We start from the raw sequence: 24,620 nt of genomic DNA on the forward strand, positions 1-24,620 counted from the left end.
AATATCCTTCACCTTCAACTCTATTTGCTGTCTTAGCTCAGCTTGTTCTTGAGCTTGAATTTCTGCTTGAGACATAATCTGCTGTAATTGAATAAACTGTTTCTCATTTAATCGAATTAATATGAAGATAACCATTCCAATTAAGAAATAAACTAGAAACACAACTGAAATCAAATTTTGATAGACTTCATCATTACCAGATGGACGAATGGTATAAATAAGTAAATCAATAATGCCCAATGTGAACCCCGTTAAGAAAATGCCGTTCTTAAGGTGAACAGAAGAAATAATTAATAAAAAGAAAATAATAAAAATCATACTAAGATTATTTGTGGAAAAGAGTAAATCATATGTAGCAAAACCAAACATATATAGCACAGTTAAGTAGGCTAACCATTTTGGTTTTTTAATAACTCTACTAAAAATAAAAAATATTAAGATAAATACTAATAATTCAAACCCATAAAACATGGACTTTTCTGTTGCCCCTGTTAGTAATGTCTGTAAAAAAGCAGCAATAAGGGAGATTGAATATGCAACTAGCATTACTCTATTTTTGCGTTGGAAATCTATTCTTTCATGTTCTGTCATTAGAGGTCCTCCTAACTATTATATCCATAATATCGACATGGGTGACTGAGAATTCAATATGTTTTTAACTAGGTTGGAAAATTTTAATCATATAGTGAACAACTGTTGCAAATAATAGACAAAAAGACCAAATCATCTTCTTGATATGGTCTTTCTATTTATTTACAAGATATCGGTATTTTAAGAGATTTACTCAACCGTAACAGAAAGCTCTTGTACTAATAACGAAGGTGACCCTACAAATCCGTTCGTTGCCCATGGAGTAAAATCTAAATCACTGCCTATTTCTGTTATGGAGTTCAATAGTTCATAGAAATTCCCTGCAATCGTCATTTGATTAACAGCTGTTACTATCTTTCCTCCCTTAACATAATACCCATTTGCTGCTAGTGAAAAGTCACCAGAGATTTGATTTGCACCAGAATGAAGCCCTGATAGGTCAGTAATGATGATTCCTTCATCGATAGTGGTAACTAGTTCATTATATGATTTTGAAGTTGGTTCAATATACAAATTGGAAGGTGATACGGTTATTGAGCTTTTATAAGAGCTTTTATGGGCATGGCCTGTTGACTCTACTCCGTCTTTAGCTGCTGTTTTTCGATTGTGAAGAAAAGTCGTTAAGACACCATTTGACACTAATTGAAGTGTTTTTGTCGCTACCCCTTCACCGTCAAAATTCCTACTTAATAATCCGTTAGGTAGGAATGGGTCATCCACAATGTTTAAAGAGGAAACTCCAATGGTTTCTCCAACCTTCCCCTTTAATCTTGATTGTCCTTTTTGTGTGTTTTCAGCTGAGAAGACGGGAATAAATGTCTGGATTAGACTCGCTGCTGCATCATGGCGAAGAAGAACGGGATACTTTTTACTCGCTATTGATTGAGCATTTAGCTGAGACAATGCTTCCTCAACCGCCTGCTTTGCCACTTGTTTTGGATCAATCGAAGAAAAATCCTTTGTCACTTTCACATAACTACCTGTTTTGATCTCTTCTCCTTGTTTCACAACAACTGATACATAAAACCCTAAGGAATTTGTCTTATCCTGTAAGAATAAACCTTTGTTATTACTAATAGCTTTTTCTGCTTCTGAGCTACTCAATATAAAATAATCAGTTGCTTTCACACGCTCATCATATGCATAAATTTCTTTTTCAATTTCAAGCATTACGTTAATTTTATCTTCTGGTGTTACTCTGCTTAGATTATCAGAATAGAAATTCTCCTCCCGATATTCCTTACTACCTGCAAAGATCTCCTCTTTGTCTTCATCCTCAATGATAAGCGAATTCTCTTTTGCATGTTCTAGTAAATAATGAACGGACTCATCATCAAGTTTTTCGGTAAAGGCATATCCCATCTTTCCGTTATAAATTCCTCGGAACGATATTCCTGCTATTTCAGAGGACTCATATTTATCAATCTCTCCTTTGAATACACCGCAACTGAACTTTTCTTCTCGTTCATAATATAATTCCATATCAGTAAAGCCAAGGTCATGTCCTTTTGTAAACAGTCTTTCCTGAAATTGTTGTACGTTCATATTATTCATCCTCCTTGCTTCCACCAACGGTCATTTCACTCACACGTAGAATTGGTTGACCAACATTAACAGGAATACTACCACTTACAGAACCACACATTCCTGCACCATGTGCTAAATTATTCCCAACCATATCAACGAGCTGAAGAGTTTTTGGACCGTTTCCAATTAATGTGGCACCTTTTAGAGGTTTACCTAGCTTACCATTTTTCACTTCGTACGCTTCCATAACAGCAAAGTTATAGTCACCAGTAGTAGGATTTACTTGTCCCCCACCCATATAACGCGTATATATTCCACTTTCAGTATTGCTAATGATTTCTTCTTTCGTTGACGATCCTGATGCAATATATGTATTTGTCATTCGAGAAGTTGGAGCAAATCGGTAGGATTGTCTTCTTCCAGATCCAGTCGATTCTGTACCCATTCGTCTTCCGTTCAATTTATCAATTAAATAACCTGTCAAAATTCCATTTTCAATGAGTACATTTTTTCTCACCTTTTCACCTTCATCATCAATATTGACAGAGCCCCATTCATTTGGAATGGTTCCATCATCAATATAAGTGACAAGATCGGAGGCAACTTTCTCTCCAATTCGATTTGCAAACACAGAATTATCTTTTGCAACAGCAGTTGCTTCTAATCCGTGTCCACAAGCTTCATGGAAGATAACCCCACCGAACTCATTGTCAATAATAACTGGGAACTTTCCGCTTGGTGCAGGAGCGGCGTCAAGCATTGTAACTGCAATACGAGCAGCTTCTCCAGCATAGTGCTCCAGCTCCAAATTCTCTAAAAACTCGAAGCCTTTATGGGCACCAGGTCCATAGAAACCGTTCTGCATGTCATTGCCTCTACCCGCAATAGCTTGAATAGCTAGTCTGCTTCGAACACGTTGATCTTCAATAAATTTCCCCTCTGAATTTGCAATTAGGACATTTTGTTCTTCATCAAAGTATCGAACCATGACTTGTTGAATGGAAGCATGATAGTCTTTAGCTATTTCAGCAGCTTTTTTCATAAACTCAACTTTACGTCGTTTATCTACTTCTCGTGGATTAATCGGAATTTGATGTATATTCTGAAAGGATTCCTTAACTAAAGGCTGAGGAGTAATATAGGTTTCCCCTTTGACAGCTTGTGCAATGTTTCTAGCAGCCTTTAGTAGGCCCTCCTTTGAACCATCAGTTGTGTACGCATATACACTGTTAAACCCCTTAAAAACTCGAATTCCTATACCAAAATCACGACCAGACAGGCTCGAATCTACTTTCCCAGCCTGTAAAAGAATATTATTTGTAAAACGGTCTTCTACAAACACTTCTGAGAAATCTCCCCCAGTAGACAATGCTACGGCTAAGACCTCCTCAATAACAGCTTTTGAAAGCATAGTATTTCCCCCTATAGGATGCATATTATTCAGAATATTCTAATGATAACATAGAATACTAGATTATATGTTAAATTGTGAGAATTTACTACAAATTATAGGGAAAATATATCCATCTTTAACGGATGTGGGTTAAACTATAGATAGTTACTAGTATTTTACTGTGAGGAAACTAAAATGAAATATAGATATTTAGGGGATTCTGGTTTAATGGTTAGTGAATTAAGCCTTGGAAGTTACTTAACCTTTGGTGATCGGTTAAATGAACGGGAGTCCACGAATCTAGTTCATACAGCATTTGATCATGGGATAAATTTTTTTGATACAGCAAACGTCTACCAAGATGGTATAGCAGAAATATTCCTAGGAAAAGCTTGTAAGAATCTAGATCGAACAGAACTGGTTATCGGAACCCATTAAGCAGAGCTAAAAATAAGAATACAAATAAATTCTTCCATAAACTTTATACAGAGGCTAATATAAAGATCGTGAAGGAATATGAGAAAATAGCAAACAAATGGGGGTTTTCTTTACCTGAGTTAGCGTTAGCATGGGTATTAGAGAAACCTGGTATTTCAAGTGTCCTAGTTGGGGCTACTTCTATAGAACAACTATTACAAAACATAGCTGCCACAGAAAAAAACTTACTACTAGAAATGAAAGAAGAAATGGAGCAGATTTTAGGCAATAGATTTTGTGAACAAGATTAGTAAGATTCTACAAGGAGGTACGATGAAATGTCATCAAAGGAAAAGGATTATGGGTTACATTCAAATTTTGAAAAAGATATGAGCTATGGGGATTACTTGCAGCTTGATAAAATACTTTCAAGTCAGTCCAGGCTATCTAATCATCATGATGAAATGATGTTTATTATCATTCATCAAGCAAGTGAACTTTGGATGAAGCTTATTCTTCATGAAATGACTGCAGCAAAGGAATACATTGAAAATAACGACTTGGAACCCGCGTTCAAAATGTTATCTAGGGTTTCAAAAATACAGCAGCAGCTCATTCAATCATGGGATATCCTGTCAACACTGACACCTGCCGAATATATGGAGTTTAGAGATCAGCTTGGAAAATCATCAGGATTTCAATCTTACCAAAACAGGCTAATTGAATTCCTATTAGGTCATAAAAGAAAAGAAGCATTAAAAGTTTACGAACATAATAAGGAATTACATGAAATTCTCATAAACGCCTTACATAATAAAAGTATTTATGATGCAGCAATTGGAGCATTGTCGATGAGAGGGTTACCGATAGATAAGGAGTGTCTAGATCGAGATTGGTCTCTTGAATACGTTCCTAACCAAAGTGTAGAGGAGGCTTGGTTAGAAGTATACCGAGATGTTACAAAATATTGGGATTTATATGAACTAGCGGAAAAGCTAGTAGATATAGAGACTAGGCAGCAACAATGGCGATATAATCATATGATGACCGTCGAAAGAATCATAGGGCATAAGCCCGGAACGGGTGGATCTCAAGGTGTGGAATATTTAAAAAGAGTTATTAACCATCGGTTCTTCCCAGAATTATGGAGCATTCGGACAAAATTATAATCATAAGGCACCTTCCATAGCTGGAAGGTGCCTTATTGGTTATATAAGTTCTTCTTTATCAGCCTTCAGCGCAGCTTGAAGGCGATCCTTAACATCTAATTTATGATAAATACTAGAGATATAATTTTTAACAGTTCCCTCTGATAAGAAAAGTCGTTCAGCAATGAGTTTATTGCTAAGACCATGTGATATACATTCTAGGATTTGAACTTCCCTTTCTGTAAGTCCGTATTTTGTTGCAGGATCTATTGGAATTTGAGTTGATTCAATAGGTTGGTTTATTTGCTTCATGAGTAGCTTCGCAAGATCATTAGGTAGAAGTGTTCCCCCGCGGAATACGAGTTTAATTCCTGCGATAAGGTCCTTAGGATGTATTGCCTTTAATAAGTATCCCTCTGCCCCAATTGAAAGGGCGTCCACTACATGATTTACTTCTTGAAATGTTGTTAAAATTAAAATCTTAATTTCAGGAAACTTTCTTTTAATTTGCTTTGTTGCATCAATTCCATTCATAACAGGCATATTTATGTCCATAAGTATGATGTCGGGGCGATTAGTTTCACAAAATGAAATAGCTTCAACCCCGTTTTGTGAAAGGCCAACGATATTGATCTCGGGGTCCATTCCTAATACAATGGCTAGGCTTTCCCGAATAAGCTCTTGGTCATCTACTAGTAACAGATTGATAGTCAAGCATATTCTCCTTTCCGATAACCGGTATTGAGCAAGTCAGGGTAACCCCTTGCTCAGCATGGTTAATTATGGCCAAATTCCCTTGTAGTTCTTCAAGTCGGTCCCTCATGGACTTTAAACCGAAGCCCATCGAAACATGTTCAATTTTTTCCCCATTGTTTGAAATATTCATGATAAGCTGATCTTCTGTAAAGGTAACAGTAATTTCAAACAAAGTCGCATTACCATGCCGTTTGCCGTTTGTTAAAGACTCCTGCAGACATCGTAACATGGTGATCTTTATGTTAGGAGGTAAGTCAATTTCAACCCCTTTGATATGAAAGTTAACAGTCGTTCCGGTGTAAGTTTCAAAGCTAGTAGCAATTTGTTTTAATTGCTCAGTCAAAGATTTTGGATTTTCTGGCGGTGCTATCTGATGGATGCTTTTTCTAATCTCATCTAATCCATTTCTGGAAACAGTTGCAAGCAGTTCAACTTTTTTCTTAGCCAATTCTGGATTGGTATCAATTAACATCAAGGCAGCATCAAGCCCTACCGTAACAGAGGTAAAATGATGACCAATCGTATCGTGTAGATCACGTGCTAAGCGGTTTCTTTCTTCATACAATGTGAGCTTTTCAATTTGACTACTATATTGCTCTAAAACTTCATTTTGCTTCTGGATCATTTCAAATTGTTTTACATTCTTTTCTAGTAGCTGCTTGGATCTCAGCTGTGATTGAAGGATAACATTTAGACTCACACCAAAACCAAAAAACATAAAGATATCAATATAGGATAAAAGGAAAAGAACGGGATCATTTAAAGCCGAATAACGTAAGGTAGGCAACAGAACTAAAAAAACTGGAAACGTCCAAATGGCTGTTTTCTTAGTAGATAAGTAAGCTATCATTAGCGCTGGTAGCAAAAGTAAGTTACTTCCAAGATCCACCCCCTTCATAATATAAAGGTAATAACTGATAGAACCTGTAACGATGCATTCAACAATTGGGTAGAGAGTCGGATTGTAATAACCAGGGTTCCACATTAATTGTGGTAGAAAGTATGCCAATGAAAGAAGAATAAGGAAATGTCCGTAGGTGAAGCCAGATAAATTATCAGGGTATACGTAAAAATAAAGAAGCCCGGTTGCAAACCAACAAAATCGAATGAAAAAAATAAACCAATCTGTCCAAACCCATTCTCGGCTTTGTTTCATACCTCACTCTCCTTCTCCAAGTGAAATTAACTATATCAATATTACTAAAAAACAAGCAGAAAGGTGTAAAAAAAATAATATTTAGGAAAAAATATCTAAAGTCATTTACAGTATAACAATGTTATGTTACATTATAAAAACAATGTAACAATGTTTTGTTTTGAACTGGAGGTGTGTAAATGGATGATCATTTAATTTCTAAAAAAGAATTACTAGAACAAACAGGGATTTCTTATGGGCAATTATATAGATGGAAAAGGATGGAGATTATTCCCGAAAGCTGGTTTATAAAAAAATCAAGCTTTACAGGGCAAGAGACATTTTTCCCTAGAGAAAAAATAGTAGAGAGAGTTAGTAAAATTCTTCAATTAAAGGATGACTATTCACTGGAGGATTTAGCAAAGTTCTTTTCTCCAAATCCATCAGAAGTAGAGTTAACTATTGATGAAATGCTCGATTATAAAATTGTTGATGAGAGAACCGTAGATTATTTCAAATCAATGGGGATAGAACATAGAAAAATCCCATTTAAACAAATGTTATATATGAGCATATGTGAACTTTCAACAAAGAAGTCACTACTTCCCCTTGAAGAAGTAGTAGAGAAGCTCGAGTTTGTAAGAGATTATTATGATAGTACAGGGAATTTGGCATCTGAATTAATCGGTATCACTATTAATGGTGAAATTGTATGGATGCTATTACCTCTTCAGACACCTGTTGTTGTTGAAACAAATGCCAACGTGACGGTTCATTTGAATTTACTGGATCACATAAATAATTTGAAGATATTGCTTTCTAATATACATTAAATGGGAGATGATGATATGAAACATGAGACAGTAGCTAACCAGAACCTGAAAATTAATGGCTCGGGAAGTGCAGGCGGCGGTAAATATGAGGATGTCAAAATAAATGGGAATGGAAAGGTATTTGGTGATATTGAATGTAAATTACTTAAAATTGACGGCTCCGGAAAAATAGAAGGCAGTGTAAATTCGGAAGTAATCAAAATTAATGGCTCTTGCAGTATAGATGGAAATACTATTGCGAGAGAAATGAAAGTCAATGGAAGCTCAACATTAGATGGTAAGGCGATTGTGGATGATTTGACCGTAAATGGTTCTGCAAAATTTTTGAAGGATGTCCAGATAGAAGAATTCTATGTGAATGGAACAAGTAAAGTTCATGGAAAAGTAACAGGTGGAAATGTACGAGTAAATGGAAGATTAAAGGTATCAGAAAGCTGTGAGGTTGAGAAATTCCGCTCAGATGGCTCGATTGAAATCAATGGATTATTGAGCGGTGATCATATTGAGCTAAATGTTGGTTTTCACTCGTCTGCACGTGAAATTGGCGGGGAAGTTATTACTGTCAAACAACAGCATACAAATGGATTAATTAAGCAAATCATTAATTTCTTTATGCAAAAAAGTGATCTTTTAGAAGCCGATGTAATCGAGGGGGATGAAGTTCGCCTAGAAGTGACGAAGGCAAAGCTCGTTCGAGGAAAGCACATTGTGATCGGAGATAAATGTGAGATAGATAGAGTAGAATATACAGAAAGTCTTGAAGTTTCTAAGGGAGCAAAGGTGAAGGAAGAAGTGAAGATTTAGAAGGAAAATTGCGTCACATTAAGCCTTGCAAAGCAATGTATCTGAAAGGGTATACGGTGTTTTTTCTGTTAAGTCGAGTTAGCATGAAAATGGTTGAATTTCTGGCCCTTATCTTGGCTGGCTGGACGCAGATAACCAATAATAATTAATAATCGTCTAAATTATAGTAATTGAATCGACAAGTGTAGACACTTGTCGATTTAATTTTGATCCTCTAGTTCCATTTGTATATACTTTCTCGTGTTTGGTCCATAAACTCCATCTGTTTTTAAGGCAGAATACATAGATTGGAAGCGTCTAACAGCATCTTCTGTTCGTGGACCATATATGCCATCAATTGTACCAGGATTAAAATTGATTTGTTGTAAGGCACGTTGAAGTTGTCTCACCTCTGTACCCTCGTCCCCGCGAGAAAGAACTCCACTAGGTAAAGGAAAAAGATTCTTAGACGGAATATTACGCATCACTTCATTTAATTTACGTAATGTGTTTTGCCCTACAAGGCCATCCACTTGAAGGCCGTATCTTCTTTGAAATCTCATTACCGCCATCTCTGTCTCTTCACCAAATACACCATCTGCTCCATATTGAGGAAGCGGGAAGCCTGCTTGTATTAACTCTTCTTGTATTTCTCTTACAAATTCACCTTCGTCTCCATTACGTAACGGGAGATCAACAGATACCCCTTTAACTTCGGGTGGTGTAGATTCTTCATCACCTCTTCCGTCTCCATTTGAGACAAAGTGTTCGTTATACGTTTCTTTTACGTCTTGAATAAATTGGCTCCATGATATTCCATGTGGTTGCAGGGCGTTTTGAGGATCACGTCTTCTTGTTGGATCTAATGTACTATGTGCAACAATATCTTCTTCAGCATTTAAGTTAAATCTATCTAGCAAATAGGCATGATACCAAACGTAACGCTTATAGGCTTCATTAAAGTTAATCGTACCCCCGTGGCATAATTCAACGCCAATGGCGGCATCATTTGCATCTACCCCATATAATCGATCATCGGCTGTAACATTATTCCGAACATGGTAGGCCTTCTCATCAAGAGGGATAATTTCTAATATATATTTATCATCTATAAAAGTGTGTGCAGAAGCAGAAGGCTGTACACGATCAAAATAATTGCGATTTGCGTAAGCACTTGAACCAGGATTTCCTGTATCATGACTAACAATAAATTGGACATCTTCCAATCGGGTTCCAGGACGTGAGTTTCCAACATCAATATAATCTCTAGTAATGTTGTATTTCATATAATCCTCCTTACTATTTAGTCATGGTCATTATATGTTTCCTTTTCCAAAAGGTTTTTGTCTAGAGGATAAATAGACTTTAGCTATACTAAAATGAGAAAAATGGCATATTAGAACAAAAGGATCAGGGCACACCGGGTAGCCTCAGGCAGAGAAAATGTGCCTAACAAGAGAAAAAGGACAATCTTTCCCTTTTACTCATTTAGGGTTATCCCACTCCGACTGGCGGTAAAAAACAAAACCGCCAATTGGAGTCCGATTGGTTCAACTAACCATCAAAAAAACCACTGATGGAAGTTCCACTGTATCTGACCTCGAGTAGGATGAAATGGCAAAGAACGTCGCCATTTCATATTGGCTGGGTGCTGAAGCCGGATTACTAATAATAAGATACAATCAAAGCTATTATATACTTTATTACGTAAAAAGGACTGGAGGGAGGTCTCCAGTCCTTTTAGGATCTATTCAAATTGAACAGGTGTGAGAGGTTTTTTCGCAGGTCCTTCGAGTACCTTACCTTCGTAAGAGAAGCGGGAGCCATGACAAGGGCAATCCCATGACCTCTCGGCGTCATTCCATTCTACCTCGCACCCCATGTGCGTACAGGTCGTATCAACGAGATGTACCATACCATTTGCATCCTTGTAACACCCAGTCCTTTTACCATTTACTTTAACCACAGCACCTTCTTCATTCTGAAGGTCCTCTATGCTCTTCTCAGCCAACCCTACCTTCCCTGCAATGTAATGGCCAGCTACATCTATATTTTGCTTCACAAAGTTTTTAACAGAAGGGTCTGCATAAAATCTTGTTGGGGAAAAGAGTTCTTTATATGGACTGTCCTGCTTAACAATCAAATCCTTAAGCAGTAAACCAGCAGCTGTTCCATTCGTCATTCCCCACTTTCGATAACCGGTTGCTACTAAAATGTTAGGTGTGTTTTCAGTAATAGCACCGACATACGGTAGCTTATCTAATGTAGTTAAATCCTGAGCAGACCAGCGGTTTACAACTTTTTCTATACCGAATAATTGGTTCCCAAAGGAAGCTAAGTGTTCATAATGCTTCATAATGTTGGTTCCATGCCCCGTTTTATGTTTCTCTCCAGCAACAATAACAAGCTTCTCTCCATTTAGAGTTGTATAGCGAAGCGAGCGTTTAGGTGTTTCAGCACTTAGATACATTCCTCCTGGATAAGTATTTTTCGTTTTTATCGCTAATAAATAGGAGCGTTCAGCATACATCCTTGTAAAATAAAACCCCTTTCCATCATAAAAAGGAAAGTGCGAACAAATAACTACATTTTGGCAGGATACATGATGCCCACCTCTTGTTATAATGACAGGGTTTGTTCCTTGCTCAATATCAACTGCCGTCGTATTTTCAAAAATAAGCCCACCTGAATCGGTAATCGATTGCACTAGCGTTTGTAAAAACTTGAGCGGATGATATTGCCCTTGGCTCTTCATGACAATCGCTTTTTTCATTTCAATGTCTAAAGGCATAGAAGATACAAGACCACCAGGAATGCCAAGTTTATCATAGGCTCTGGCTTCTTTTTCAATCGCGTTTATTTTCTCATCTGAATTCGTATAGACATATGCATCATCTTCTATAAAATCACAATCAATCTTCAGTTCATTAGAAGTTTTCTTAATAAATTGAAGTGCGTCGTTGTTCGCCTCATAGTAGAGCTTCGCCTTTTCTTCACCAAAGTGATGGATAAACTCGTCATAAATTAAGTCATGTTGAGCTGTAATTTTAGCGGTTGTATGACCAGTTGTACCATTCAGAAGATTTCCTGCTTCAATAATGGCAACCTTTAGTCCCTCTTTTGATAGTAAATAGGCTGTTGTAATACCGGAGATTCCCCCGCCAACAATCGCAACATCGACGATTATATCCTCTCGTAACTTTGGAAAGATTGGCAGTCTTGTCGTGTCTCGCCAAAAGGGTTCTGGAAATTGAGGTAATTCATTATGATAGTTCAAGTAACTTTCCTCCTAAAAATTAATTTAATGTAGTTAATTTTTCCATTGAGGCTTTTATTATTCTTTTGATAAAGACAAAGAAAAAGAGAACTAACAAAAATTAGTTCTCTTAAACGGGTTGTTATATACTTTTGGCTGTGCTTTGATCTTCTTTTGAACCAATCGTTAAAAACTCATAAACAATAATCCCTGATTCTGTTATTTTCCTACTGGCAACCCCTCTTTTGGCAAAATCCTCAAGTGCTTTTTCTGCATTTGATAAGGTAAGTGTAGATGATGCTGCTAATTTGGCAACAGTAATAACACCATTTTCTTTTAAGACTATTGTTAATAGTTCATTTTCTAGCTGTTCTTTTGAATTTATTTTTAAGCGTTTATAGTGGTAGTAGATGTTTAGTACCCCGCTCACAATCAATGGCAATATGATAAAAAGCCAGATTGGAGAATCTTCTTTCAAGGTGCTTTCCCCATCTATAATACTAAGTAACATACCACTTGTTAGAAATAAACCAATTCCAATAAATATATAGCCGATTATTAATTTCATGTTTCCCCACCTTCTCTCCATTACATCATAATAGATAGGTTGCTGTTATAGAAATAAAAAAAGTCTGCTTTACTAAAAAAGCAGACTTCCATAATAGTTTATGATGATTGCACACTCACATTTGCCCATTCTTCAACATTCCATACTTTTGTAATCCAGTCTTCATAAAAATCCGGTTCATGACAAACGAGAACAATGGTGCCTTTATATGCTTTAAGCGCACGCTTTAATTCTTCCTTCGCTACCACATCTAAGTGGTTAGTTGGCTCGTCAAATAGTAGCCAATTGCTTTCTTCCATTAGAAGCTTACATAGGCGTACCTTAGCCTGTTCTCCCCCGCTTAACTGACTTAATGGACGTGATATATGTTCGTTTTTTAATCCACAGCGAGCAAGGGCAGCTCTTACCTGATGTTGATCCATACTTGGATATGAATTCCATACATCTTCGATTGGCGTGATGTTTCCGGCTTTTACTTCCTGTTCGAAATAGCAAGGATATAAGAAGTCGCCTTGAATTGCACTACCACCTAAAGGCTTAATTTTGCCTAGGATTGTTTTTAGCAAGGTCGATTTTCCAACCCCGTTACAACCGACAATGGCAATTTTCTCCCCGCGTTCAATGGTCATGGATAGCTTAGGTAAGAGAGGGGCTGTATAACCTATTTCTAGATCTTTTCCTTCGAATACATATCTACTACTTCCCCGTGACTCTTTAAATTCAAAGGTTGGTTTGAGTGCTGTTTCAGGTCGATCAATTCTTTCCATACGATCTAATTGCTTTTGGCGACTCTTAGCTCGTCCAGTAGTAGAGTATCTAGCTTTGTTTTTAGCGATAAATTCCTCTTGTTTTTTGATAAATTCTTTCTGCTTTTCATAGGCATTGATGTGCTGATTTTTATTAATTTCCGCTAGTTCCAAAAACTTTTCATACGTAGCTGTATAACGAGTTAGCTTAGAGAATTCCAAGTGGAATATAACCCCTGATACTTGATTCATAAATTCTGTATCATGGGAGATTAATAAAAATGCGTTAGGGTATTCCTTCAAATACCCTACTAGCCATCGAATATGCTCTACGTCTAAATAGTTAGTAGGCTCATCTAGTAGGAGAACTTCTGGCTGCTCTAATAAGAGTTTGGCTAAAAGGACTTTCGTACGCTGTCCCCCACTTAATGCTGAAACATCACGATCTAACCCAATCGCATCTAAACCTAATCCCCTAGCTGTTTCTTCGATTTTAATATCAAGCATATAGAAGCCGCCTGCTTCTAATCGATCTTGAATTTCAGCCATTTGTTCTAGTAGTTCTTCCAGCTCTTCTGGAGTAGCGGTTCCCATTTTTTCCGTAACGTCATTTAATTCCTTTTCTTTTTCATAAAGAGGTAAAAACGCATCGCTTAGAATATCTCGGATGGTTTTACCGGGTGTTAATACGGTATGCTGATCGAGATAGCCGTAATGCACGGAGGGTGTCCACTCTACCCTTCCTGTATCATAAATCAACTGACCCGTAATTATATTCATTAATGTAGATTTTCCAACCCCATTAGCACCTACTAATCCAACATGTTCCCCTGCTAATAAACGGAAGGATACATCCTTAAATAATGTGCGATCCCCAAAGCTATGACTTAGTCCATCGACAGTTAATAAGCTCATATTAAATTACAAGCCTCCATTTCCCATGAAAGTATCTATTTAAAAATTTGATTTAATTCTTTAAATATACAAGCAACATCATACTATTTTCTCATAGGAAACGCTATTATTCATCCTGTAAAAAATAGAAAAAATTTTTATAGATTATGAAGGCGTCCTTCGGAGAATCCGTACACCAAGTAGCAAAGCCCATATTTTTTGGTCCTTATAATAAAAAGTTAAAGGCATTTCTTCTTTTTCCGTTACAAGTGTATTTAGTGAGGACAATCTTAATGGAATTGTTTGTTCCCCAGCCTTAAGTAGTAGTTTTTCTTCCAGCACAATTTCTACTTCATTTTCATTACCTTTGTAATGACCAACAAATGCTGATAGCTCCTCTTTTGTAGCATTGTAGATTGGATATTCTATTTTTTTCGTATGAAGCGGAAGCTTTAGAAGTGTATTGATTGCGGCAAGCCAAACTTTATTCACCGGAACACCGGATACATTTATTAGTACAGAAACAACATAACCAAGCTTGGGCACAAATCCAAAAATAGAAGAAACTCCAGGCTGATCTCCTCCATGCTCTACTAATGTATAGCCATGATAAGTAGGGGTAACCTTTAATCCGTATCCATAATACTCATTTTGTCGTATGGTCATGTGTGGTTGATACATGGCTGAAAGCTGATTATCATTGAAAAGAGGCTGTCCGTTACGAATAAAACATTCACCATAGCGAATTAAATCTGCGACACAAGATCGAACCCCTCCTCCCACTTCATAATTTCCTAATGGAGGAAAGTAGGATACTTCATGTGATTTATTAGACCCTTTCACATATGGGGTTGTAACATCCGTGTACTTATCTAGCTCTTCAATGGAATAGGTAGAACGATATAACCCAAGTGGGTTCAAGACCTCCTCTGTCATAAAACGTCTGTATAGCTTTCCGGTGACTCTTTCAATAATTGCCCCAAGCAGTAGGAAGGTGTCATTATTATAGCTAAAATACTCTCCTGGTTTTCCGAAAGGCTCATGTTCGAAAGAATTGAAGTAATCAACATGATCAGAGAACCGGTTTAACTGTTCTTGTCGAAAAAGGGAAGGGAGCCCTGTAGAATGGGTTAATAAATGATGTATTTTCATGTTCTCGACGTTTGGAATAAATAATTCGGGAATATACTTACTGATTGGGTCATGAATGGAAAGCTTCCCTTGTTTTTCAAGAAGCGTTATACCCAAAGAAGTAAAAGACTTTGATATAGAGGCAATGCCAAAAATGGTGTTTGGAGTAACCGGCTCTTGTTTAGATAGATTCTGAAATCCATAGCCCTTCTCCAATAGAAGGTTACCGTTCTTTGAAATGGCAATGGCTAGTCCAGGAACATCGTATTCGGTCATAAACTGAGTGATATAATCATTTAATTGCTCGAAGCTTTCATTCATCTAAAAAGTCCCCTTTCATTTCGATCATCTTACTATTTTTATTCGGTAAAAGAATGCTAAATCCCTACCTATAGGGGGAATTGAAAAGGAGTTATTCGTAAGTAAGACGTAAATCCTTGCTATTAAAAACTGCGATAAAAATCAAAGATAAATACGCCAATAAAGTGAACAAAAGGAAACCACCTCTTTTATAACGAAGTGGTTTCCTTTTATTGAATAAAATGGTAAATCGAGATTATTTTAGTTGAAATCAACATCAAAATGGTTGAAATCGAATTTGTTTTAGTTGAAATCCCTAACAATTTGATCGAAATCATGGGTTGAATCTTAATACAGGTAAGGTCTCACTGAGGTATTACTTCCCTATTGTGATTTATCACTTTCCATGACCAATTCCTCTAATTTTTTGATACGACGTTTTTCTTTTCTTCGTTGCTCACGAACCTCTTGATTCAAGGACTTACTTAAAGCAAACACCATTAAAACCATAATGACAGAGAACGGAAGAGCCGCAACAATCGATGCCGTTTGTAATCCTCCTAATCCACCACTCAGAAGAAGAACTGCTGCAATGGATGATTGTAGTACCCCCCAAATAATCTTTGTCGATGTAGCTGGATTTAAGACACCCTTTGATGTAAGCATTCCAAGAACAAAGGTTGCGGAATCAGCAGAAGTAACAAAGAAAGTGATAATAAGAAGTGTAGCTAGCCCTGCAAGTAGCATTCCTAAAGGGAATTGCTCGAGTGTGATAAAGAGCGCTGTAGTCACATCATTACTTACAGCTTCAGAGATTCTACCTTGCTCAAATAAATCGAAAAATATGGCTGACCCTCCAAAAGCTGAAAACCAAATTGCACCGAGAATGGTAGGAACAAGTAGAACGCCTAAGACAAACTCTTTAATGGTACGACCTCTCGATACACGTGCAATAAAAGTACCTACAAATGGTGCCCAAGCAATCCACCAAGCCCAGTAGAATAGGGTCCAAGCTCCGACCCATGTACCTTGAGTAAAGGGTGTCATTCGAAAGCTCATTGGAATAATATTTCCTAAATAATCTCCAATTGTGGTGGTAAACACATCTACAATAAAAGTGGTAGGACCTGCAAATAAAACAAATAGTAATAACCCACCTGCTAATCCTAGATTCAAGTTACTTAAATAACGAATCCCTTTATTTAATCCTGTTGTTGCTGAAAGCATATATAAGATAGTCACAGCTAAAATAATCATAAGCTGTGTGAATATCGTATTAGGCATCCCAAACACATGTGATAATCCACCGTTAATTTGAAGTGTACCTAGACCTAAAGATGTTGCAACCCCAAATGCTGTCGCAATAGCAGCAAGTGTATCAATTCCTTTACCAATGGGGCCTTCCACACGATTTCCAAGAAGCGGTCTAAATGTTGAACTGATTAAGCCAGACTCTCCTTTTCTAAACTGAGAGTATGCTAGCGCTAGGGCAATAATCGTATAGATTGCCCAAGGATGAAGGCCCCAGTGAAAAAAAGAATATCTAAGTGCTAGCCTAGCAGCAGTGGTTGATCCTCCTTCGACTGTATCAAGTGGAGGGGTAATAAAATGATAAATAGGCTCTGCAACGCCCCAGAATACTAAGCCAATACCCATACCAGCAGAGAATAACATCGCAAACCAAGTGTAATAGGAGTATTCAGGCTCTTCGTCATCCTCTCCTAGTTTAATTTTTCCGTATGGACCGAATGCTAAGTAAAAAGCGAAGGCTAAGAAAATAAAGGTAGCAAATAGATAAAACCAGCCAAAGTTTGCTGTAGTAAATGCAAGTGCATTGGATGAGGTTTCATCGAGGTGGTCAGGTGCAATGAAGCCCCATAAGACAAATAGAGCAGTAATAATTACGGAAATAAAAAATACAGGTCCTAAGTTCTTATCTTTCATGTAAATCCCCTTTCAACGTATGACTAATATGAAAATATAAATTTACCCATTCATAGTGTACTCAAAACATTTTGGTCCATTCGGTCTTATATAACTCGTATTCTTTACAGTAGCAAAGGGTAATTTAAGGATACACGAAAAAAACTGTTGTAATATGTCCATGAGTAGTAAACATTTTTCAAATAGTATGATAATCTATATTTATTAACTAGTATAAATCCTATATTTCTATGTCCTTTTCACAAGGACGATTGTTTATGCAAACAATACATAAAACGCTTACAAATATTGGAGGGAATGAGATGTCAAGTAAAGCATTAGACCAATTTTTGAATGAGAATCTAGAAGATTTAAAATCAAAAGGACTTTACAATGTCATTGATCCATTAGAAAGCCCTAATGGTCCAATGATCAAAATTGAAGGGAAAGAATTAATCAATTTATCTTCAAATAACTACTTAGGACTCGCTACAGATGCAAGACTGAAGGAAGCAGCTGAAAAGGCACTTGAAAGATATGGGGTTGGGGCAGGAGCCGTTCGTACCATTAACGGAACATTAAAGGTTCATGTCGAGCTAGAAGAAAAGATTGCGGAATTTAAGCAGACTGAAGCAGCTATTGCGTACCAATCAGGTTTTATGTGTAATATGGCGGCCATTTCAGCCGTTATGGATAAAGAGGATGCCATTCTTTCTGATGAATTAAATCATGCTTCTATTATTGATGGTTGCCGTCTATCACGTGCAAAAATTATTCGTTTTAATCATTCAGATATGAATGACTTACGAACGAAAGCAAAGGAAGCAAAAGAATCTGGTCAATATAAGAAACTCATGATCATTACAGATGGTGTATTCTCCATGGATGGAGATGTGGCGAATTTACCTGAAATTGTAAAAATCGCTGAGGAATTTGATATTATGACTTATGTTGATGATGCGCACGGTTCAGGAGTGCTTGGTAAGGGTGCAGGAACTGTTAAGCATTTTGGATTACAAGAAAAAGTAGATTTTCAAATTGGTACACTTTCGAAAGCGATTGGGGTAGTAGGTGGATATGTAGCCGGTAAGCAAAATCTGATTGATTGGCTAAAGGTTCGTAGCCGACCATTTTTATTCTCAACCTCACTTACTCCAGCAGATGTAGCAGCTAGTAAAAGAGCGATTGAAATTTTACAAGAGAGTACAGAACTACATGATAAGCTTTGGGAGAATGGAAACTATCTAAAGAAGGGTCTAAAAGAACTAGGATTTGTTATTGGTGAAAGTGAAACACCAATCACACCATGTATTATCGGAGATGAGTCGAAAACTCAACAATTCAGTAAACGTTTAAATGATGAAGGCGTTTATGCTAAATCAATCGTATTCCCAACAGTTCCAAAGGGAACGGGTCGCGTAAGAAATATGCCAACAGCAGCACACACAAAAGAAATGCTGGACCGTGCAATTGCGATTTATGAAAAAGTGGGGAAAGAAATGGGAATTATTTAGCCTTTAAGAAATTTAAGAAGCTTTGGGGGAAATGGAATGAAAAAAATATTACTTACCGGTGCGTTAGGCCAAATTGGCTCAGAACTAACCGGAAAAATGAGAGAAATATATGGCACGGATAATGTGATTGCAACAGATATTAGACAGACAGATAGTGAAGTTGTGACAGCGGGGCCATTTGAAATTCTAGATGTCATGGATATCGAAGCAATGGGGAACATAGCCAAAAAGTATAATGTTGACACGATTATTCATCTGGCTGCATTATTATCAGCAACAGCTGAAGCAAAGCCCTTGCTTGCATGGAATTTAAATATGGGTGGTTTAGTGAATGCTCTTGAAGTCAGCAGAGAGCTTCAATGCCAATTCTTTACCCCAAGTTCGATTGGAGCTTTTGGACCAACAACACCAAAGGACTGTACACCACAAGATACGATCCAACGTCCAACAACTATGTATGGGGTAAACAAAGTAGCTGGTGAGTTATTATGTGACTACTACTATCAAAAGTTTGGTGTAGATACTCGTGGTCTACGTTTCCCTGGTTTAATCTCCTATGTTGCACCACCAGGCGGAGGGACCACGGATTATGCCGTTGAAATTTACTATGAAGCGATTAAAAATGAACGTTATACTTCTTATATTGATAGAGGAACATATATGGATATGATGTATATGCCTGATGCACTAAATGCTATCATTGATTTAATGGAGGCCAATCCGTCAAACCTAAAACATCGAAACTCATTTAACGTTACGGCAATGAGCTTTGAGCCTGAGCAAATCGCGGCCGAAATACGTAAACATATTCCTGCCTTTGAAATGGAGTATCAGGTTGATCCCGTGAGGCAAACCATTGCGAACAGCTGGCCAAATTCAATCGATCCTACAGCTGCAAGTGAAGAGTGGGGCTTTAAGGCAGACTATGATTTAGCGAAGATGACAACGGATATGCTGGAGAAGCTAAAAATGAAATTAGGATAAACAATAAGGGCTGATTCCAAAAGGAATCAGCCCTTATTAGTTAGAACTTTTAGTTCTTCTTTTTCCCCTCATTATGACTGTAATAGAACGTAGCTGTAATTGATCCATCTTCATTCTCAATGATATCTGTGACATGAATTCCTGAATCTGCTGGTGTCGCGCTATTTCCTTTCCAGAAGTAATAAGAGCCTGTATGAACATTTCCAGAGTTTGGCGTGATCTTGTCACCAGTAGTGAAGAAGTCGCCCGCATCACCACGGTTTACATTTTTCTCCATGTCATACAATCCATCAGCTTGTAGTACAGATAGTCCGTAGTGAGTAACAACTGTACCGTTACTTGCTGTTTGTGACTGGTTATACTGGAAGCGCTTGTTCATCCAGTTTTCAACGTTATTTGGACGGAATCCAGCAGTTTGGTATAGGTTAATTACGTTTTCATCAACATGCCATGCTACTAATCCGTGAGAATCTGCACCTTGGCGGACTAGACCTTTATTAAATCCATCTTGCTGAATGTTTTCAAATAAGAAGTATTCTGTACCATTAGATCCAGGTACTTCCATTTTTACGATACCATTATCCGCAGTTGCCTTGTTAATTGCTGGTAACGTAATCGTTTGGACTCCGCTTTCTGGAGTTACTTCAATCGGGTTCACCCAACCTAGGAAGATCTTTGAGAATGGATCAAAGTGAGTTGGTGAGTTACCAGAGTAGGCCGGATTATTTGGATATCTCATCCAAGAACCACCAGCCATCATTGAGTAGTTTCCTACCCCTTCAGACGTATACACTGTGTCATAGAAGTCCGGTAAGCCTAAAGCGTGACCAAATTCATGCGCATATACCCCTGTCTGAGCTGGGAATGGACCTTGTTTTAATTCATCTTTATATGTGTCAGTAGCTGCATCATAACCTGCTACGTTTCCACCAATACCTGGTTGGATGTTGTAGTTGTTTACAATGACACCATCATATGTCATATCTTCCGCAACTGTTTTGTTAATCCATGCACTTTGACTCATACCTGCATGAACATCAGCTGGTTTACCTGTTTCATAGTACTTACCATAATAAAGAGCACTTAATACATTCCACTTGTGAGACCACCATTGTGCAGGATCTCTACTGAATTCAGCACCCGTTCCTTCATGAACAACGAATACGTTTGGTACTTCACCATTAACAGCATATTTAGAGAAATCAATTTGATCGTCAGCTGCTTTTAATAAGTCACGTACGAATTCACCCGTATGAGCATCTCCATTTACATTTCCAAGTACATACGTACCATTTTCAGCAAATGTTCCTTCTTGGTCTAGATAGTAGGATGCACCTTTCGGTAACTCTACCCAAACAAATTCAGTGTTTTCTTTTCTTACCAGGTTAACTTTTCCATAACTTGATTCTTTATAAGCATTCTGCATTGTTCTGTCTTTTGGAACATCTGGCCCGTCATATTGCTTGAACTGTTCAAGTTCATATGGGTTGTACTCAGTACCGAAAATTAAATCTTCATAGTACTTTGCAGGGACTTGACCAAGCATATCACCTACAGGCTCATCTCCATCAGGATATTTTGCTAGAATTACTAGAACAGGAATATCTCCAGTGGCTTCCCGATAGGCAACGTGATTATCCCCAGCTTGTTGGAATTTAGCTCCGTGTCCTGCAATTTTCTCTGCAGGATCTACCTTTGATAAATCAATACCTAATTCTTTTGCTCTCTCAGCTAATTCCGGGACGACTCCCACGTGGTGAGCTAGATCAATTCCGAATGAATGCCCTTTTTGATGTTCAGCTTGTTCTGGCGCAATTCCGCTAGCTAGTACACCTCCAGCAAGAGCAAGAGTTAAAGCAGATTTTGATAATACCTTAAGCATTTTATCACCTCTAGTAGTTTAATTAGGATTACAGACTCTAATATATCAGAATATTCTATAATGTAGAATAATTCTAAATACTCACGAAATAGAAAAGGTAGAATTTAACATCTGTGAATCATACATAATAAGACCCAAATTGATGTGAAATATAGTCAAGTTTTGATGGATTTCGACTCGGTCCGATTGATATAAATTCCAATTTGTGGTTAAAAAGAACTAAATTAAAATAGTTCCAAGGTCATGAGTCTAGTGGGTAGGATTTATAGAGAAAATAAATGTAAGGCTATGAAAAGTATTGTAAAATGAATAGACATTAAATAGGTAATGCATAACAACTAGCAAACGAATTGTTTATTTTAACAAGATATACGGAGGAAAGTATGAATATAGAAAAAGTAGAAACAAGCCTAATCCAGTTTGTGAGTGCGCTAGAATCACTTCATGTCCCATATCAGTTCATTGATGAAAGTGCTCTAATCTTCCAGGGGGTTCAATTAAGTCAACTTAACGAAGTCCGAGTAAGCGTTCAATGGGACCTAATGGAGACGTTATATGAGAATGTAAAAGATTATGATTCTACACCATTGCGTAAAGCAAAAATGAAAGCTTCATTTTCATTAACTTATGATGGCATTCCTATTCACATTGAATGTCACTATAACACTACTGTTAGAACAGATCCTTATCGAATAGCTATACATAAAGCTGAAAAAGAGATTTGGGTCCAATCTATTTATGCCTATCTTTACAAAGGGAGGTATATTGATGAAATCACCTACTATTTGGGCCAACTGCAACAGGCGCTGACGTCTAGAAATAAAGAGGCTTGGAATCAAGATCAATATGAAGCTTTAGTAGAGAGATATGGTAGGCAACGTGAAATGGCTGCCAAAATAAAAGAGAACCCGGCATGGAGGTTACACCCGTTCTACTCACATTTAGGTGACGTGAATGGAAAAAGAATAGTTCATTTATTAGGCTCAAACGGAATAAAGGGAGTTGCCTTAGCAGTATTGGGAGCGGATGTAAAAATAGTTGATTTCTCTAAAGAGAATGCTGAGTATGCAAGAGTCTTAGCGAAAGAAGCAGAGGTGACACTAGAGTATATTGAATCTGATGTATTTTCGCTCCCACCTGATAGAATGGAAAGCGAGAGCACAGACATTGTATTAATGGAGCTCGGAGTACTTCATTACTTTGTTAGTCTCCATCCATTAGCAAGAGTGATCAAAAACCTGCTTAAAATAGGTGGGAAATTTGTGTTGCATGAGTTTCATCCCATTTCTACAAAGCTTATCACTTCAACGGGTAAAAAACATAAAGTGACTGGAAACTACTTCAATCCGGAAATTGAAGAACATCAAGTTGCCTTTTCAAAGCATTTGAAAGAAAACGATCAGGGTAATCTTACAACCGTCTTACAGCGAAAGTGGACAATAGGTGAAGTAATAACGGCTTTTGCTCAAGAAGGCCTTGTGATAAAAAGTCTGGAAGAAGAACCAAATCACAAAATTCATGACATGGGTCTTCCTAAAACCTTTACTCTAATAACAGAAAAGATTTGAGTGGAGATCATACATTCTAATGAATACATAATGATTCCCTAAAAAACGAAAAGCTAAGGGGCATCCCTTAGCTTGACATTGTTTTTTTATTCGGAAGAAACTTGGATTCTAAAAAGATAAACCATTTTGTTTTTGATAATGTGTAGACAGTTAGAGCAGTCCATATACAGATAAACGATAATAGATGTACCTCTGTAAATGGTTCTTTATATAGAAAAACGCCGAGTAGTAGCATAATGGTAGGCGCGAGATATTGTAAAAATCCGATCATTGATAGCGGGATTCTAGATGCACCGTTAGCAAATAATAAAAGTGGAATAGCAGTTACAACTCCAGCTCCTAAAAGGATGAGGGTAGTGCTCCATCCAGTCCCAAAAGCCCCGCCTTCATTAATATGAACATAGCTTAAAAATAGAAGAGCTATAGGGGTGATGAACAAAGTTTCAATGGCTAAACCAATTAATGGACCGATTTTAACAAGCTTCTTTAACAATCCGTAAAAACCAAAACTAATAGCTAGAGAAAGGGCTACCCAAGGAAAAGAACCAAAATGGATAGTTAAATTTAGTACACCCAAAACGGCAAGTATAAAGGATACTGTTTGCCAAAATGATAATTTTTCCTTCAGAACAATGATTCCAAGAATAATGCTAACGAGCGGGTTAATATAATATCCTAGACTTGCTTCAACAACATGATTGGTGTTAACAGCCCAAATGTAAATTACCCAGTTTGCACTAATAACTAAAGAGGCTACGCTTATCCCAAGAAGACGTTTCCGATTCGATAAAAGGTCGTTTAGTTCGGATAAGAACGGTTTCACTCTTCCTAGAAAAAACAAAATACCTAAAACAAATACAAAGGACCAGACAATGCGATGAGCTAGAATTTCTCCAGGAGATACAAACTGAAGCATCTTCCAATATAAAGGGAGAAATCCCCAGATCATATAGGCACCAGTTGTCGCAACGATTCCAACAAGTTGTTCATTGTTTGATGTAGGATTCATAATTAAACCTTCTTTTTATAGAATTTTATTTTTACAGTTTAGAAGGATTTAATCAAAATAGCAATGGAAAAGTTTCGGATTTCGAGATAAAGTGCAATTTCAATCGGTGGGGGGCCTCATCCTTCACTGAATTATTAGTTGAAGCAATCGGGTTCTTACTGGCGTTTACCCCCCACTTAAACTTCTTCGAATCTGCTTAAGTTTAGAAGTGGTAAATTTAGCGCCAGTTGGAAAGGGATTAATTTCTCTAAAAAGATAAGAA

At 37.3% G+C, this 24,620-nt stretch carries 19 protein-coding genes and 2 pseudogenes; 8 read left to right on the forward strand and 13 right to left on the reverse strand.

The annotated features are described in order from the left end of the window. Positions 1–780: 780 nt before the first annotated feature. Positions 781–2,136 (reverse strand): TldD/PmbA family protein, encoded by a 1,356-nt coding sequence (locus ACFSCX_RS00620; RefSeq protein ID WP_377926140.1) that lies wholly within the window; start codon positions 2,134–2,136, stop codon positions 781–783. A 1-nt stretch (position 2,137) separates the two neighbouring features. Beyond that, positions 2,138–3,529 (reverse strand): TldD/PmbA family protein, encoded by a 1,392-nt coding sequence (locus ACFSCX_RS00625; protein ID WP_377926141.1) that lies wholly within the window; start codon positions 3,527–3,529, stop codon positions 2,138–2,140. A 177-nt stretch (positions 3,530–3,706) separates the two neighbouring features. Between ACFSCX_RS00625 and ACFSCX_RS00630 the strand changes: the two genes are divergently transcribed. From ACFSCX_RS00630 to kynA, 3 genes and pseudogenes are all read left to right on the forward strand, one after another. Beyond that, on the forward strand, positions 3,707–3,949 hold the full coding sequence (locus tag ACFSCX_RS00630) for an aldo/keto reductase (protein ID WP_377926142.1): 243 nt from the start codon (positions 3,707–3,709) through the stop codon (positions 3,947–3,949). A gap of 14 nt (positions 3,950–3,963) precedes the next feature. Next, positions 3,964–4,239, forward strand: a pseudogene (locus tag ACFSCX_RS00635) (aldo/keto reductase); the annotation flags it as partial. 27 nt (positions 4,240–4,266) lie between these two features. After that, the gene (gene kynA / locus ACFSCX_RS00640) at positions 4,267–5,097 is read left to right on the forward strand and encodes a tryptophan 2,3-dioxygenase (RefSeq protein ID WP_377926143.1); all 831 of its coding nucleotides are present in this window, start codon (positions 4,267–4,269) and stop codon (positions 5,095–5,097) included. Between the two features lie 39 nt (positions 5,098–5,136). Here kynA and ACFSCX_RS00645 read toward each other — a convergent pair whose 3' ends face one another. Together ACFSCX_RS00645 and ACFSCX_RS00650 are read right to left on the reverse strand one after the other, a co-directional pair. Further along, the gene (locus ACFSCX_RS00645) at positions 5,137–5,790 is read right to left on the reverse strand and encodes a response regulator (protein WP_377926145.1); all 654 of its coding nucleotides are present in this window, start codon (positions 5,788–5,790) and stop codon (positions 5,137–5,139) included. Then, positions 5,762–6,988, reverse strand: coding sequence for a sensor histidine kinase (locus ACFSCX_RS00650; protein ID WP_377926146.1), 1,227 nt, complete (start codon positions 6,986–6,988; stop codon positions 5,762–5,764). The genes ACFSCX_RS00645 and ACFSCX_RS00650 overlap by 29 nt, the downstream gene beginning before the upstream one ends. Positions 6,989–7,167: 179 nt before the next feature. Here ACFSCX_RS00650 and ACFSCX_RS00655 point away from each other — a divergent pair, with 179 nt between their 5' ends. Both ACFSCX_RS00655 and ACFSCX_RS00660 read left to right on the forward strand, forming a co-directional pair. Further along, positions 7,168–7,800: a DUF4004 family protein gene (locus ACFSCX_RS00655; protein WP_377926147.1), complete on the forward strand. Its 633-nt coding sequence runs from the start codon at positions 7,168–7,170 to the stop codon at positions 7,798–7,800. 15 nt (positions 7,801–7,815) lie between these two features. Further along, on the forward strand, positions 7,816–8,604 hold the full coding sequence (locus tag ACFSCX_RS00660) for a polymer-forming cytoskeletal protein (protein ID WP_377926148.1): 789 nt from the start codon (positions 7,816–7,818) through the stop codon (positions 8,602–8,604). Positions 8,605–8,804: 200 nt separating this feature from the next. Here the strand turns inward: ACFSCX_RS00660 and ACFSCX_RS00665 are convergent, their stop codons facing one another. From ACFSCX_RS00665 to ACFSCX_RS00695, 7 genes and pseudogenes are all read right to left on the reverse strand, one after another. After that, positions 8,805–9,380: a peptidoglycan-binding domain-containing protein gene (locus tag ACFSCX_RS00665; RefSeq protein ID WP_377926317.1), complete on the reverse strand. Its 576-nt coding sequence runs from the start codon at positions 9,378–9,380 to the stop codon at positions 8,805–8,807. Next, positions 9,357–9,869: pseudogene (locus tag ACFSCX_RS00670) on the reverse strand (peptidoglycan recognition protein family protein); the annotation flags it as partial. The gene ACFSCX_RS00665 and the pseudogene ACFSCX_RS00670, both read right to left, overlap by 24 nt. 461 nt (positions 9,870–10,330) lie before the next feature. Then, positions 10,331–11,860, reverse strand: a complete 1,530-nt coding sequence (locus ACFSCX_RS00675) for an FAD-dependent oxidoreductase (RefSeq protein WP_377926149.1) — start codon at positions 11,858–11,860, stop codon at positions 10,331–10,333. 121 nt (positions 11,861–11,981) lie between these two features. Continuing rightward, entirely contained in the window at positions 11,982–12,407 is a 426-nt protein-coding gene (locus ACFSCX_RS00680) for a hypothetical protein (RefSeq protein WP_377926150.1), read from the reverse strand. Between the two features lie 98 nt (positions 12,408–12,505). Then, on the reverse strand, positions 12,506–14,068 hold the full coding sequence (locus ACFSCX_RS00685; RefSeq protein ID WP_377926151.1) for an ABC-F family ATP-binding cassette domain-containing protein: 1,563 nt from the start codon (positions 14,066–14,068) through the stop codon (positions 12,506–12,508). Between the two features lie 144 nt (positions 14,069–14,212). Continuing rightward, the gene (locus ACFSCX_RS00690) at positions 14,213–15,499 is read right to left on the reverse strand and encodes a serine hydrolase domain-containing protein (protein WP_377926153.1); all 1,287 of its coding nucleotides are present in this window, start codon (positions 15,497–15,499) and stop codon (positions 14,213–14,215) included. A gap of 363 nt (positions 15,500–15,862) precedes the next feature. Continuing rightward, the gene (locus ACFSCX_RS00695; protein WP_377926154.1) at positions 15,863–17,422 is read right to left on the reverse strand and encodes a glycine betaine uptake BCCT transporter; all 1,560 of its coding nucleotides are present in this window, start codon (positions 17,420–17,422) and stop codon (positions 15,863–15,865) included. A gap of 302 nt (positions 17,423–17,724) precedes the next feature. On the opposite strand from ACFSCX_RS00695, the gene ACFSCX_RS00700 reads away from it, so the two are divergent. Next, on the forward strand, positions 17,725–18,915 hold the full coding sequence (locus tag ACFSCX_RS00700) for a glycine C-acetyltransferase (protein WP_377926155.1): 1,191 nt from the start codon (positions 17,725–17,727) through the stop codon (positions 18,913–18,915). A gap of 36 nt (positions 18,916–18,951) precedes the next feature. Next, positions 18,952–19,899: an L-threonine 3-dehydrogenase gene (locus tag ACFSCX_RS00705; protein ID WP_377926156.1), complete on the forward strand. Its 948-nt coding sequence runs from the start codon at positions 18,952–18,954 to the stop codon at positions 19,897–19,899. Between the two features lie 49 nt (positions 19,900–19,948). On the opposite strand, the gene ACFSCX_RS00710 is transcribed toward ACFSCX_RS00705, so the two are convergent. After that, positions 19,949–21,781 (reverse strand): M6 family metalloprotease domain-containing protein, encoded by a 1,833-nt coding sequence (locus ACFSCX_RS00710; protein ID WP_377926157.1) that lies wholly within the window; start codon positions 21,779–21,781, stop codon positions 19,949–19,951. A 383-nt stretch (positions 21,782–22,164) separates the two neighbouring features. Between ACFSCX_RS00710 and ACFSCX_RS00715 the strand changes: the two genes are divergently transcribed. Next, positions 22,165–23,349, forward strand: coding sequence for a class I SAM-dependent methyltransferase (locus tag ACFSCX_RS00715; protein WP_377926158.1), 1,185 nt, complete (start codon positions 22,165–22,167; stop codon positions 23,347–23,349). A 67-nt stretch (positions 23,350–23,416) separates the two neighbouring features. On the opposite strand, the gene rarD is transcribed toward ACFSCX_RS00715, so the two are convergent. Further along, positions 23,417–24,358: an EamA family transporter RarD gene (gene rarD, locus ACFSCX_RS00720; RefSeq protein WP_377926159.1), complete on the reverse strand. Its 942-nt coding sequence runs from the start codon at positions 24,356–24,358 to the stop codon at positions 23,417–23,419. Positions 24,359–24,620: the final 262 nt, after the last annotated feature.

Origin of the sequence: Bacillus salitolerans (assembly GCF_042680805.1) — a bacterium.
GTDB classification, from domain to species: domain Bacteria; phylum Bacillota; class Bacilli; order Bacillales; family SA4; genus Bacillus_CJ; species Bacillus_CJ salitolerans.